Origin of the sequence: Micromonospora globispora (assembly GCF_003857015.1) — a bacterium.
Lineage (GTDB): Bacteria > Actinomycetota > Actinomycetes > Mycobacteriales > Micromonosporaceae > Micromonospora > Micromonospora globispora.
In genome coordinates this window covers 14,907-27,473 of the sequence record NZ_QGGF01000588.1, presented here as the reverse complement: position 1 = coordinate 27,473, position 12,567 = coordinate 14,907, and the positions used below count along the sequence as shown (strand labels likewise).

General features: G+C 73.6%; 12 protein-coding genes. 8 read left to right on the top strand and 4 right to left on the bottom strand.

Features of this window, described 5'->3' with window-relative positions:
- Both DKL51_RS29795 and nagA read left to right on the top strand, forming a co-directional pair.
- Positions 1–252: ROK family protein (locus DKL51_RS29795; protein ID WP_124812832.1), on the top strand; the 252-nt coding region annotated here is incomplete at its 5' end.
- A gap of 30 nt (positions 253–282) precedes the next feature.
- Entirely contained in the window at positions 283–1,392 is a 1,110-nt protein-coding gene (gene nagA / locus DKL51_RS29790; RefSeq protein ID WP_109945983.1) for an N-acetylglucosamine-6-phosphate deacetylase, read from the top strand.
- Positions 1,393–1,422: 30 nt separating this feature from the next.
- Here nagA and DKL51_RS29785 read toward each other — a convergent pair whose 3' ends face one another.
- Complete coding sequence (locus tag DKL51_RS29785; RefSeq protein ID WP_109945984.1) at positions 1,423–2,634, bottom strand: DUF4032 domain-containing protein; 1,212 nt, start codon at positions 2,632–2,634, stop codon at positions 1,423–1,425.
- Positions 2,635–2,775: 141 nt separating this feature from the next.
- On the opposite strand from DKL51_RS29785, the gene DKL51_RS29780 reads away from it, so the two are divergent.
- Together DKL51_RS29780 and DKL51_RS29775 are read left to right on the top strand one after the other, a co-directional pair.
- Positions 2,776–3,513 carry a phosphatase PAP2 family protein gene (locus DKL51_RS29780; protein ID WP_185734961.1) on the top strand — a complete coding sequence of 246 codons (738 nt, stop codon included), beginning with the start codon at positions 2,776–2,778 and terminating at the stop codon, positions 3,511–3,513.
- A gap of 10 nt (positions 3,514–3,523) precedes the next feature.
- A complete protein-coding gene (locus DKL51_RS29775) occupies positions 3,524–4,774 on the top strand; it encodes an APC family permease (protein ID WP_109946022.1) in 1,251 nt (416 codons plus the stop codon).
- 6 nt (positions 4,775–4,780) lie between these two features.
- On the opposite strand, the gene DKL51_RS29770 is transcribed toward DKL51_RS29775, so the two are convergent.
- Positions 4,781–6,568: a potassium channel protein gene (locus DKL51_RS29770; RefSeq protein ID WP_243420615.1), complete on the bottom strand. Its 1,788-nt coding sequence runs from the start codon at positions 6,566–6,568 to the stop codon at positions 4,781–4,783.
- 86 nt (positions 6,569–6,654) lie between these two features.
- On the opposite strand from DKL51_RS29770, the gene DKL51_RS29765 reads away from it, so the two are divergent.
- The 3 genes from DKL51_RS29765 (at position 6,655) to DKL51_RS29755 (ending at position 9,472) form a co-directional block, all read left to right on the top strand.
- Positions 6,655–7,146: an MSMEG_6728 family protein gene (locus DKL51_RS29765; RefSeq protein WP_109945986.1), complete on the top strand. Its 492-nt coding sequence runs from the start codon at positions 6,655–6,657 to the stop codon at positions 7,144–7,146.
- 39 nt (positions 7,147–7,185) lie between these two features.
- Entirely contained in the window at positions 7,186–8,715 is a 1,530-nt protein-coding gene (locus DKL51_RS29760) for a hydroxysqualene dehydroxylase (protein WP_109945987.1), read from the top strand.
- 313 nt (positions 8,716–9,028) lie between these two features.
- Entirely contained in the window at positions 9,029–9,472 is a 444-nt protein-coding gene (locus tag DKL51_RS29755; protein WP_109945988.1) for an HNH endonuclease, read from the top strand.
- Between the two features lie 587 nt (positions 9,473–10,059).
- Here DKL51_RS29755 and DKL51_RS29745 read toward each other — a convergent pair.
- A complete protein-coding gene (locus DKL51_RS29745; protein WP_185734959.1) occupies positions 10,060–10,686 on the bottom strand; it encodes a TetR/AcrR family transcriptional regulator in 627 nt (208 codons plus the stop codon).
- A gap of 71 nt (positions 10,687–10,757) precedes the next feature.
- Between DKL51_RS29745 and DKL51_RS29740 the strand changes: the two genes are divergently transcribed.
- Complete coding sequence (locus tag DKL51_RS29740) at positions 10,758–11,372, top strand: peroxiredoxin-like family protein (protein WP_109945990.1); 615 nt, start codon at positions 10,758–10,760, stop codon at positions 11,370–11,372.
- Positions 11,373–11,715: 343 nt separating this feature from the next.
- On the opposite strand, the gene DKL51_RS29735 is transcribed toward DKL51_RS29740, so the two are convergent.
- Positions 11,716–12,483 (bottom strand): enoyl-CoA hydratase/isomerase family protein, encoded by a 768-nt coding sequence (locus DKL51_RS29735; protein WP_109945991.1) that lies wholly within the window; start codon positions 12,481–12,483, stop codon positions 11,716–11,718.
- Positions 12,484–12,567: the final 84 nt, after the last annotated feature.

The following is a 12,567-nucleotide window of genomic DNA, read 5'->3' as shown; positions in this document are numbered from 1 at the left end:
GTCCGGGTCTGGCGGGAGGCCGTCGAGGCGCTCGCCGACGGGCTCGCCACCGGTCAGGCCCTCTTCGACGTGGCCACGATCGTGATCGGCGGCGGGCTGGCCCAGGCGGGTCCGCGGCTGCTCGACCCGCTGCGCGCGGCGCTGCACGAACGGATGACGTTCCACCGGGAGCCGCGCCTGGTCACGGCCGCCCTCGGTGACGAGGCCGGCTGCCGCGGCGCCGCCCTGCTGGCGCTCGACGCCCGGCCCTGAGCTGCCCCCGAGGCTGGAGGAGGAGACCCGATGACGCTACGGGTGAACGGCAAGGTGGTGACCCCGACCGGCGTGATCCGGCAGGGCTGCGTGGAGATCGAGGGCGACCGGATCAGGGCCGTCGCCGAGTACCCGTCGGTGCGCGACGGGCACTGGATCGTGCCGGGCTTCGTGGACATGCACACCCACGGGGGTGGCGGCCACACCTTCACCACCGGCGAGGCCGACTCGGCCCGCGAGGCCGCCGCGTTCCACTTGCGACACGGCACCACCACGCTGCTGGCCAGCCTGGTCAGTTCCCCGTTCGAGCTGATGCGGGACGCCGTCGCCGCCTTCCGGCCGCTGGTCGAGGCGGGCGTGCTGGCCGGTGTCCACTTCGAAGGGCCGTACCTGTCGGCGGCGCGCTGCGGCGCGCAGAACCCGGAGTTTCTGCGCGACCCGTCCACGGAGGAGCTTTCCCAGCTGATCGAGCTGGGTGCGGGCGCGGTCCGGATGGTCACCCTGGCGCCGGAGCGGGACGGCGCGCTGGCGGCGATCAAGCTGCTCACCGGGCACGGCGTGGTCGCCGCGGTGGGCCACACCGACGCCACCTGGGAGCAGACCCGGGCCGCCGTCGCCGCCGGCGCGAGCGTCGGCACGCACCTCTTCAACGGCATGCGTCCGGTGCACCACCGGGAACCCGGGCCGGTGGTGGCCCTGCTCGACGCCCCGAACGTGGTCTGCGAGCTGGTCGCCGACGGCGTCCACCTGCACGACGGCATGCTCTGCTTCGCCACCTCGGTCGCCGGCCCGGAGCGGGCCGCCCTGATCACCGACGCGATGGCCGCGGCCGGCATGCCCGACGGCGAGTACGAGCTGGGCGGCCAGGCCGTCACCGTGGCCGACGGGGTGGCCCGGCTGAGCGAGGGTGGCGCGATCGCGGGCAGCACGCTCACCATGGACGCCGCCCTCCGGCATGCGGTGGCCGCCGGCATCCCCATGTCGGACGCCTGCCGGATGGTGGCCACCACCCCGGCCCGCGCGATCGGCCTCGGCGACAAGGTCGGGTCGATCCAGATCGGCCTCCGGGCCGACCTGGTCGTCCTCGACGACGACCTCAACGTGGTCCGGGTGATGCGCGCCGGCTCCTGGCTGGACTGACCGCTGCGCCACCCGCCCGGCGCCGGCCGGTCAGCCGGCGGTGGGTACCTCGACGCCGAGCACGGCCTGCTCGTCCGGGCGGTGCACCAGCACGTCGGCCAGGAACGACTGCACCGCCGGACCCATCCCCACGTCCCGGCCGGCCCGCTCGGAGAGCAGCCACTTGTGCTCGATGATCTGCGCGAAGAGCTCCTGCGGCTCCAGCTTGCGGCGCAGGTGCGCCGGCACCGCCCGGACCACCGGCTCGAAGACCTCGGTCAGCCAGCGGTGCGCCGCCTGCTGCTCGTCGGTCAGGTCGCTCTCCACCCGGTACGCGTCCAGGTCGTTGAGCAGCTTGCGGGCCTGGTTCTCCTCGGCGTCCAGGCCGGTCAGCCGGAGCAGGCGCCGGGTGTGGTAGCCGGCGTCGACCACCTTCGGGCGGACGAGGTACCGGCCGTTGTCGACCGTCGACAGGGCCACCTCGGCGACGTCGAACCCCAGCTCGTTGAGGCGGCGGATCCGGCCCTCGATGTCGTGCCGGGACTCCCGCTCGACCTGCTGCTCGTAGGTGATCTCGTGCCAGAGCCGCTCGTAGCGCTGGACGACCTCCTCGCAGACCACCTCCGGGTCGATCGCCTCGTGCAGCAGCCCGGCGGCCTGCAAATCCAGCGCCTCACCGAAGATGTTGACCCGGGCGATCTCCAGGTCCTCGCCGCGCTGGCCGTTGGAGAGCGAGCTGTGCAGCGCCCCGGTCTCGGCGTCCACCAGGTAAGCGGCGAACGCGCCCGCGTCGCGCCGGAACAGCGTGTTGGAGAGCGAGCAGTCACCCCAGAAGAAACCGGTCAGGTGCATCCGGACCAGCAGCGCGGCGAGCGCGTCCAGCAGCCGGTTCATCGTCTCCGGACGAAGCGTGTTGGAGAAGAGCGCCCGGTACGGCAGCGAGAATTGCAGGTGCCGGGTGATCAGCACCGGGTCCAGCGGCTCCCCGTCGTCGGTCTGCCGGTCGGCCACGATCGCGATCGCCTCGACCGACGGGAAGTCGATCCGCTCCAGCGCGCGGAGCAGGTCGTACTCCCGCTCGGCCACCCGCTCGCCGGTCTCCTTCACCGCGTAGACGTACTCGCCGAGCCGGACGAAACGCACGATGTGCCGCGAGATGCCCTGGGGCAGCGCGACCAGGTGCTGGGCAGGCCACTCCTCCAGCGGCGTCGACCAGGGAAGGTCGAGCAGCGCCGGGTCGACGAGGGCCGAGGTGATCCGCACGGGGACAAGTGTGACGCTCACCCCGCCGGAGCGCTTCCCATCGTGGTTGGGCCCACAGGCCGTCCCGCGCCCGCGCCGACCGGCGCCGTGGGCGGCCGGTAGCGTGGGCGCGTGCGGGAGACCACGGGAGTACGCGGCCAGGTGCGGCTCCGCCCGGTCCGTCCGGCCGGGTGGTGGTTCGACGCGCTGCTGCTCGCCACGCTGGTCGGCTTGACCGTCGCGTTGACCACGGGCCACCTGTTCGGCATCGACCGGTCGGTCGCCGACTGGGCCGAGGCGCACCGACCCACCGCCGCGCGGTGGACGGCGATGATCCTCAACTTCCTCGGCCAGGGCAGCCCGCTGACGCTGATCGCGACCGGGCTCGGCGTGCTGGTGGCGTGGCGGCTCCGCTCGATACGTCCGGTGCTGCCCCCGGTGACCGCCTTCGTCCTCACGTCCCTGACGATCGGACCGCTGAAGGTCTGGACCGCCCGCCCGGCGCCCAGCGCCAGCGTCAAGGAGCCGTTCCTGCCGCCGGAGCAGACGCTGCCGCTCTTCCAGCACGACCTGCCCGTACGGTTCGCCCAGTCGTACCCGTCGGGCCACGTCGCCAACGCGATCGTCTGGTATGGCGTGCTGGCTCTGCTGCTCGCCCCGCTGCTGCGCACCTCCGGGCGTACCGTGCCGGACGGCCTGGTCACCGTGGTGCGGGTGCTGCCGCCGCTGATCGTGCTGAGCACCACCACCTACCTCGGCTGGCACTGGTTGACCGACTCGGTGGCCGGGCTGCTGCTCGGGCTGCTGCTGGACCGGCTGCTGCACCGGGTGCCGTGGGACAACCTGCCGCTGCCCGCGCGGTTGCACAACTGGGACCGCCCGTTCACCTCGTACCCGTAGGGTGCCGGGCGTGGATCAACTGGCGCGGCGGTTGGGCGTACCCGATGCGGTGGTCATCGGGTTGGGATCGATGCTCGGTGCCGGCGTCTTCGTGGTCTTCGCCCCCGCCACGGCGGCCGCCGGTGGGGGCGGGCTGCTGGTGGCCCTGGTGCTGGCGGGCTTCGTCGCCTTCTGCAACGCCACCAGCTCGGCCCGGCTGGCCGCCCGCTACCCCGAGTCCGGCGGCACCTACGTCTACGGCCGCGAACGGTTGAGCCCGTTCGCGGGCTTCATCGCCGGCTGGGGCTTCGTCATCGGCAAGACGGCGAGCTGCGCGGCGGGGGCGCTCACCATCGGGGCGTACCTGTGGCCCGGGCACGCGCGACCGGTCGCCGTCCTCGCGGTGATCGCGGTGACCGCCGTGAACGTGCGGGGCATCGGCAAGACCGCCGCGGCCACCCGGGCGCTGGTCACGGTGACCCTCGCGGTGCTGGCCACGGTCGCCGTCGCGGGCCTGCTCGCGGGCGGCTTCGCCGCGTCCCGGCTCGGTGGCCTGGGCGGCACGGGCGACCGCGGGGTGCTGACCGCCGCGGGGCTGCTCTTCTTCGCCTTCGCGGGGTACGCCCGGATCGCCACCCTCGGCGAGGAGGTACGCGACCCGCGGCGGACCATCCCTCGCGCCATCCCGCTGGCGCTCGGACTGGTGCTGTTGATCTACCTGACCCTGGCCGCGATCTCGTTGGGCGTGCTCGGATCGGAGCGGCTCGCCGCCTCCACCGCACCGCTGGCCGACGTGGTGACCGCCGCCGGGCTGCCCGGCCTGGCCTGGGTGGTCCGCGCCGGAGCGGCGGTGGCCGTCACCGGCGTACTCCTCTCGCTGCTCGCCGGGGTCGGACGGACCCTGTTGGCGATGGCCCGCCGCCGGGACATGCCCGCGGCGCTCGCGGCCGTGCACCCCACCTACCGGGTGCCCGCGCGCGCCGAGATCGCCATCGCCGCCGTGGTGATCCTGGTCGTCTCCCTCGGTGACGTCCGGGGCGCCATCGGCTTCTCCAGCTCCACGGTGCTGGTCTACTACGCGATCGCCAACGCCTCCGCGCTCACTCTCGGCCGGGACCCGGACCGGAAGATCCCGGTGCAGCTCATCGCGGCTCTGGGGCTGGTCGGCTGCGTGGTGCTGGCGGTCAGCCTGCCGGTCACGAGCGTGCTCGCCGGCTTCGGTGTCCTCGCCCTCGGCGCCCTCTGGTACGCCGTCCGCCACACCGTCGACGCTCGCCGCTGACCGGGCTCACTCCTCCGGCTGGCGGGGAAACGGGGCGCCGGCGTGGGCCGGCGGCGGGGCCGGGGTGGTCTCGCGCAACAGGGCACTGAGCCCGGCCCGGCGGGCCACCACGGTCAGCCGGTCCCCGGCGTGGATCACCAACCGCGGGTCCGCAGACCAGTCGGTGCGCTGCGCCCCGGCCCGGGTGTGCGCGAGCAACCGCACCTCACCGGGTCGGGCCACCGCAGCGAGCGGCCGACCGTCCAGCGGCGAGCCGGCGGCCACCGGAACCTCGGTGACCAGCAGCGCGTGCCGGTCGATCGGGATGGTGGCGATCACCGCGCGGTCCAGCAGCGCCGCCGCGAACGCGGGCGCCGCGAGGTAGGACACGCTGCGTGAGATGCCGATGCCGAACGCCTTCTGGACCCGTTCCGCGAAGTCGCCGTCGAAGAGCCGCAGCACCACCCGCAGGTCGGCGTCGAGGGCGCGGGCGTTCAGCGCGGCGCGCAGGTTCGTGCCGTCGTCGGTGGAGACCACTACCAGCGCCTGGCAGGTGTCGACCGAGGCGGCCCGGAGCGTCTCCTCCAGCCCCGCGTCCCCCACGATCAGCGGTACGCCGAGCCGATGGGCCAGCGCCGCCCCCCGCGCGTCCGGGTCCTTGTCGATGGCCACCACCTCGACGCCGAAGTCGTGCAGCTGGGCCATGACCCGGGTGCCGATGTTGCCCAGCCCGACCACCACGACGTGGCCGGACCGGTCCGGCTGTATCCGCCCGGCGTGCAGGGCCAGTCGGGCGTTGACGATGCCGTCGACCACCACGGCGGTGATGAGCGGGATCAGCGCCAACCCGGCGAGGTTCAGCACCACCTGCATCACCTGGGCGGCGGCCGGCTTGGTCAGGTCCGGGTCCTGGCCGCTGAGCGTGGTGACCAGGGTGAGGTAGAGCGCGTCGGACCAGTCGACGTGCGCCGCCCGCGCGTTCAGCCAACCGAGCAGCGCGATCACCGCCAGCAGCAGGAGCACCGCTATGCCGATCTTGCGGGTGGCGAAGCTGCGGATCGCGCGGACCAGCACCGCGACGGGCTGGCGCCGCCGGCGGGCCCGGACCAGCCGGCGGGCCGCCAGCTCGGTGCCGACCGGCTGGCCGGCCGCCTCCGCCAATACGACATCGGCGGCCGGCTCGTCCGCCGGCAGTACCCGAATCAGGTCCGGGTCGGTGGTGACGGCCAGCCCGCAGACGACGTCGTCGGGGCGTACGTCGACGCGCCGGGCCATGTAGAGGGTGCGCCCGGCGTGCCGGAAGTGGGTGGGGGCCAGCTCGCCGAGCGCGGCGGCCACGAACGCCGGGGCGGCCATCGAGGCGTCGGAGAGCACCGCCGAGTCGGGGAAGAGCTGCCGCACCCCGTTCGCCAGGCTGGTGTTGAACATCCGCACCACCAGGCGCAGCCGCGGCTCCACCTCCTGGGCGCAGAGCGCGGCGTGCATGTTGCCCACGTCGTCCTGGCGCAGCAGGGCCAGGCCGTCCGCACCGGCCAGCCCGGCCCGGCGGAACGTCGCCTCGTCCAGCCGGTCGGCCCGGATGACCTGGATGCCGTCGATGTCGCGACCGTCCGGCCCTTCGGAGCGGCGACGCTCGGGCACCACCAGGGTGACGCGGACCCGGTCGGCGGGGGACTCGGTGGCGAGCAGCAGCGCCTTGACCACCCAGTAGGCCAGCGGGTCGGAGCCGCAGACCACGTAGTGCGGGCGGTCCCCGTTCATGCGCAGCCGCCAGCCGGTCGCGCGGCGGGCACGGTCGCGCAGGGGCTCGGCCATGCCCGGATCGTAGTCAGCCGCTCGCAGCGCGCGCAGCCCCGTGATCATGAGCGCATGTCGTACGCCCAGGCGGGTAGAGCAGCGGCATGCAGACATTCCTCCCGTACCCGGACTTCGTGGCGAGCGCCCGGACGCTCGATCAGAAGCGGCTGGGCAAGCAGCGGGTGGAGACCATCCAGGTGCTGCGGGGGCTGACCCGACCGAACTACGGCTGGCGCAACCATCCGGCGGTGAAGATGTGGGCCGGGTACGAGGAGGCGCTCACCCGGTACGGGCTGGATGTCTGCGCGGTCTGGTGCGGGCAGGGGCGGGCGGACACCTGCGCGGCGACCATGACCGCCGACCTCGCCGCCGCCTGCGGCATCCGGCACGTGCGCACCCAGGCGGAGCTGGCCGAGGCGGGCGAGCTGCCGCCCTGGCTGGGCCGGGAGGACCTGCACCGCAGCCACCGCTCGTCCCTGCTGCGCAAGGACGCAACGCACTACGGCCCGCAGTTCGGTGACGTCCCGCCCGACCTGGAGTACGTCTGGCCCGCCTCCGACCGGGAGCGGCGCTGCCTGCTGCCGCCACAGGACTGAGGGGTCACACTGAGGATTCCGCCCCCGGGAGAGGTGCACATGGCGCTGTCGCAAGTGGTCGGTCGGCTCATCGGCGTACGGCGACACGTGGTGGACCGCGGCGGCGGTGGCGCCGCCCGCGTGCCGCGACCGGTCGAGGCCGTCGTGGTGGGTGGCGGGATCGCCGGCATGTCGGCGGCGGTGGTGCTCGCCGAACGCGGGGTGCGGGTGACCGTGCTGGAGGCGGCACCGACCCTCGGTGGCCGGCTCGGCGCCTGGCCGGAGGCGCTGCCGGACGGTACCCAGCGCACCGAGCACGGCTTCCACGCGTTCTTCCGGCAGTACTACAACTGGCGGTCGATCCTCCGCCGGGTCGACCCCCGCCTGGGCTTCCTCCGGCCGGTGCCGGGTTACCCGATCCTGAGCGCCGAGTGGCCGACCGAGGAGTTCGGCAAGCTGCCGCCGGCGTCGCCGTTCAACCTGCTCGCCCTGCTGCTGCGCAGTCCCAGCCTGCGCCTGCCGGATCTGCGCGGGATGGACCGGGAGGCCGCGCTGCCGCTGCTCAGCTACCACGCGGTGCGCACGTACGCGGAGTTCGACGAGATGACCGCCGACGAGCTGCTCACCTCGCTGCGGCTGCCGGACCGGGCGCGGGCGATGCTCTTCGAGGTCTTCTCCCACTCGTTCTTCAACCACGAGGCGGAGATGTCGGCCGCCGAGATGATCGCCCAGTTCCACTTCTATCTGCTCGGCAACCCGGAGGGGCTGGTCCTCGACGCCCCGGACGAGGACTACGCGACGGCGATCTGGGAGCCGCTGACCCGGCACGTCGAGCGGCCCGGCGGGCGGGTGCTCACCGGGGCCGCCGCGACGCGGTTGGACCGCGAACCCGGCGGCTGGCGGGTGACCACCGACGACGGCACGTTGTACGCCGCCGGGCACGTCGTGCTCGCGGTCGATCCGCCCGCGCTCGCCGCGCTGGTCCGGGCCTCCCCCGTGCTCGGTGGGGCGGCACCCGAGCTGGTGGCGCGGATGCCCGCCTTCGGCCGGCCCGGTCCGCCGTACGCGGTGGCGCGCTACTGGATGGACGGGGACGTCCGCCCGGACCGGGCCGTGTTCAGCGGGGTGTCCCGGCAGGCCACCTTGGACTCGGTGACCCTCTACCACCGGCTGGAGAACGAGTCCCGTCGCTGGGCCGAGCGCACCGGCGGCTCCATCGTCGAGCTGCACGCGTACGCCTGCGAGCCGGGCGTACCGGCCGAGGAGCTGGCCGAGCGGATGCGGGTGGAGCTGACCGAACTCTGGCCGGAGGCGGCCGACCTGCGGGTCCGTGAGCTGCGCGCCCGGGTTGAGGCGCAGGCGCCGGCCTTCACCCCGGGCAGCCATGCCTGGCGGCCGGGCGTCCGCACCGACGCCGCGGGCCTCTACCTGGCCGGCGACGGCATCCGGACGGACTTCCCGAGCGCGTTGATGGAACGGGCGGCGGCGACCGGGATCATCGCGGCGAACCACATCCTGCGTGCCGAGGGTGCGGCGGCCGAGCCGGTCCACTCGGTCCGGCCGCGCGGCCTGCTCGCCGGCCGCCGCTGAGGCGACTCCGCCCACAACTCCCTCTCCATCGACGGCTCCGGGCAGCGGATCGAAATACGTTGCCCCCCTTTCCGGCGCGGAACTACCGTGATCGCGCAAGGTCAACCACCGCTCCGGGAGCCGTCGATGTCGATGCCGCACGTCACCACCGTGCCGTCATGGCTGCTCAGCGACGGTTACCGAGCCGAAGGCCCTTGGGACGGGTGGCTCGACTGACGCGTGCCCGCACGCGCCGAGCCGCCCGTCCGCACCCGGACCGGGCGACTTTTTTGCTGCCCGGTCGCACCGCCACCGATCGTGAAGGGAGAGCCCGGTGGACGCCGTCCTCGTCATCAACGCCGACCTCGGCCCGCTGCACCGGGTCACCGTCCAGCACGCGATCCGGATGCTCTGCCGGCGGGTCGCCGAGATCCACGAGGCCGAGCCGGACCAGGTGATCGGGATCTTCCCGGTCCCCCGGGTGGTCCGCCTCATCCGGTACGTCGTGACCCGCTGGCGGTTCAGCGCCGGGCCGGCCTGGTCCCGGAGCGGGGTGCTGCGCCGCGACGGCCGGCGCTGCGCGTACTGCGACGCCTCGGCCAGCACCATCGACCACATCCTGCCCCGCTCGAGCGGTGGCCGGAACACCTGGAAGAACACCACCGCCGCCTGCTACGAGTGCAACCAGCGCAAGGGCGACCGGACGCCGGCCGAGGCGGGCATGCCGCTACGGCGCGAGCCGGTGACGCCGACCTGGGCGGCGCTCGCCGGGCGGTGACGGGCCGGCCGGCGGGCACAGGGGGCCGCGTCGGGGGTACGCCCCCGGCGCGGCGCCCGCCGGTCCTGTTCTTCCTCCATGACGGGCGGCGCAGCGCCGACATGCCGGATGGATTGTCAGGACTTGCCAAGGTCGGCCTAGCGGTGGATCACAGCGAGCTCGCGGGTCGGTGCGACGAGGGCCGAGGCTCGATGCCGAGGCGTCCAACCTTCGGGGGGTGCTGGCTCCAAACGACGGACGTCCGCTGCGCTGCACTCTGTCGTGTTGTCGATCGTCAAGTAGCAATAGTCAAGCGCCTTGCCGTCCTACGTTCTCCGCGTGACGCGACGGCGCCTGTACGGGCCCGGGGAGCTGGGGCTCTCTTCGGTGTGTCGCGCCAACGGGTCCTTCAGATCACCCGGCGTCCGGGCTTCCCCGAGCCGGTGGCGCGACTGATCGGTACGACGATCTGGGACGCCGACGAAGTCGACGAATGGGCGAGGCACAACCGCCCACCCCGGCCAACGGACGGCGACGAGCAAGCCTGAGCCCTGCTCCACGTGGCGACAGCCCTCTTACCGCGTTCAGAATTCCGCGAGGTGTCCCGCTCAATCGCGGTCTGAATGAGCGACCAGCCCGCGCAGGAGGACATCCAGCCCGCCGCCGAACTCCTCGTCCGGTCCGACCTGCCGCGCGGCCTGGGCCGTCTCGGCCATGAGCGGGAAGTCCGTCCGAGGTAGTTGCGCCATGGTCACCGTCCCGGACCCGGACAGCGGCCCGAGATGTTCCAGTTGGATCGCGCCGATCACGTAACTCAGCAGGCCCCGCAGTGCGATGACCCGGCGCGTGCCGTCGAAGCCGGCCTCGGTCAGTACGCCGAGCACCGCCTCGGACCAGCGCAGCACGCCGGGCGAACGGTGTCGGTGAGCGGGGAACAGCGGCACGACGGCGGGGTGCGCCCCGGTGGCGGCGCGGACCCGCTCGACCAGCACCCGGAGCCGCTCGGGCCAGGGCAGGTCGGCCGGTGGGGTGCTGTCCACCCGGTCGAGCACCAGCTCCACGACGAGCCCTTCGAGCTCCTCCCGGTCGGCCACGTACCGGTAGAGCGCCATCGTGCTCGTGCCGAGTTCCTTGCCGACCGCGCGCATGGTGAGGCCGGCGAGGCCGTCCCGGTCGACCACCGCGAGCGCCGCGGCGGCGAGCTGCGCGGGGGTCAGGGAACGGGGACGCGGCATGGCCTTGACAGCGTACAAGATACGCCTACGGTTGTAAGAGTACGGTGTACGCCTACAACGGGGAGCGTCCCATGACCAGATCCGACCGACCTATCCGCCCCGGCTCCGTCGTCGACAGCCACCGCCTCACCACCGTCGCCGGCTCCAAGGCCGCCGTTCCGGACGCCGAGCGGCTGATCCATCTCCAGTTCCGGCGCTTCGCCGGCTGCCCCGTCTGCAACCTGCACCTGCGCTCGATCGTGCGGCGGCACGCGGAGATCGAGGCGGCCGGCGTACGCGAGGTGGTGCTCTTCCACTCCCCCGCCGACGAGCTGCGCGAGCACGTCGAGGACCTACCGTTCGCCGTGGTCGCCGACCCCGACAAGCGGCTGTACCGGGAGTTCGGCGTCGAGGCCGCACCGCGCTCGATGCTCAGCCCGCGCGCCTGGCTGCCCATCCTCCGGGCCGTCCTGCGCAGCTCGTGGGCGATCCTTCGCGGCCGGGAACGCCCGCCCGCCGCGGTCCCGCACGGCGGGCGCTTCGGCCTACCGGCCGACTTCCTGATCGGCCCCGGCGGTCGCGTCGTCGCGGCGAAGTACGGCGAGCACGTCTACGACCAGTGGTCCGTCGACGAACTCCTGTCGCTGGCGGCCGAGGTGGCGCGACCCGCGGTCCCGCGGGAGCGGCGCACTCCCGCCGGCGGTTGACGGCGGCCGGACGTATGCCTGCTGAGCGATATACCGGAGAGGTATAAATATGGCTCTCCGCGCTCGACGAGCATCACGCCGACGAGGAGGATCCCGCCGAGAACGGCCGCCCATCCCGGCGGATCGCCCTCCATGATCGGCACATCGGCGTCGGGCAGCAGGACACCGAGCCCGACCGCGACAGCAGCGCTGAACAGGACACCGGCCGCGAGCAGCAGAGGGAAACGCCGACGACCACGCCGAACCGGGTCCGGCTCCACCTCATCTCTGTCCACCACGGACCTCCCCCGCCTCCGGCCGAGGATCCCTCCGTACCCATCGACAGGAGTCGGTCAAACGGCGGTCAGGGACGGCCGGGCGGCGCCCAGCCGAAGCGCGGCGGCCGGCGCTCGTTGGCCGCCGCCACCCCCTCCCGGGCCTCGCCGCTGTCCCGCACCTGCCCGTGCCACCAGGCGGTCCGCGCCTCGTCGGCCCGCTCGTCGATGATCTCCTTCGCCGCCGCGACGGTCAGCCGGGAGCGCTGCGCGATCGCGGAGGTGATCGCGTCCACCCGGGCGCTCACCGCGTCTGCCGGCAGCACCTCGTCGACCAGGCCGACCCGCAGCGCCCGCTCGGCGTCGATCAGCTCACTGGTGAACAGGAGGTGCTTCGCGGCGGACGGCCCGATCAGCCGGGCCAACCGCCGGGTGGTCGGGGCGGGGTAGACGAGCCCGAGCCGCGCCGGCGGTACGCCGAGCCGGGCGTCCACGGCGGCGATCCGCAGGTCGCAGGCGACCGCGAGCTGGCATCCCCCGCCGACGCACGCGCCCTGGATGGCGGCCAGGGTGGGCTTGGCGAAGGCGGCCAGCCGTTCCTCGGCGGCGACCGCGATGCTGCCGTCACCGGCCTCCAGCAGCTCGTCCAGGTCGCCGAGGTCCGCACCGGCGCAGAACGTGCCGTCCGCACCGGTCAGCACCAGCGCGTGCACCGCCGGATCGGCCTCCAGCCCGTCGAGGAGCACCGGCAGCTGCCGCCACATCGCCGGGGTCATCGCGTTGCGACGCCCGGGGTTCCGGATCACCACCGTGGCCACCGGCCCGGCCACCTCGACGGTCAGCTCCGCGTCCGACATGTTCTCCCCTCCAGAGCCGACGGCGAGCGCCGGCATGTGCCGGCCGCCGGGCCGACCATAACGGCGGAGGCCCGGCGACCACCC

Excerpts from the sequence above, each read along its gene's own strand:
- nagA (WP_109945983.1), top strand. The coding sequence starts at position 283 with ATGACGCTACGGGTGAACGGCAAGGTGGTGACCCCGACCGGCGTGATC.
- DKL51_RS29770 (WP_243420615.1), bottom strand. The coding sequence starts at position 6,568 with ATGGCCGAGCCCCTGCGCGACCGTGCCCGCCGCGCGACCGGCTGGCGG.
- DKL51_RS29765 (WP_109945986.1), top strand. The coding sequence starts at position 6,655 with ATGCAGACATTCCTCCCGTACCCGGACTTCGTGGCGAGCGCCCGGACG.
- DKL51_RS29760 (WP_109945987.1), top strand. The coding sequence starts at position 7,186 with ATGGCGCTGTCGCAAGTGGTCGGTCGGCTCATCGGCGTACGGCGACAC.
- DKL51_RS29745 (WP_185734959.1), bottom strand. The coding sequence starts at position 10,686 with ATGCCGCGTCCCCGTTCCCTGACCCCCGCGCAGCTCGCCGCCGCGGCG.
- DKL51_RS29740 (WP_109945990.1), top strand. The coding sequence starts at position 10,758 with ATGACCAGATCCGACCGACCTATCCGCCCCGGCTCCGTCGTCGACAGC.
- DKL51_RS29735 (WP_109945991.1), bottom strand. The coding sequence starts at position 12,483 with ATGTCGGACGCGGAGCTGACCGTCGAGGTGGCCGGGCCGGTGGCCACG.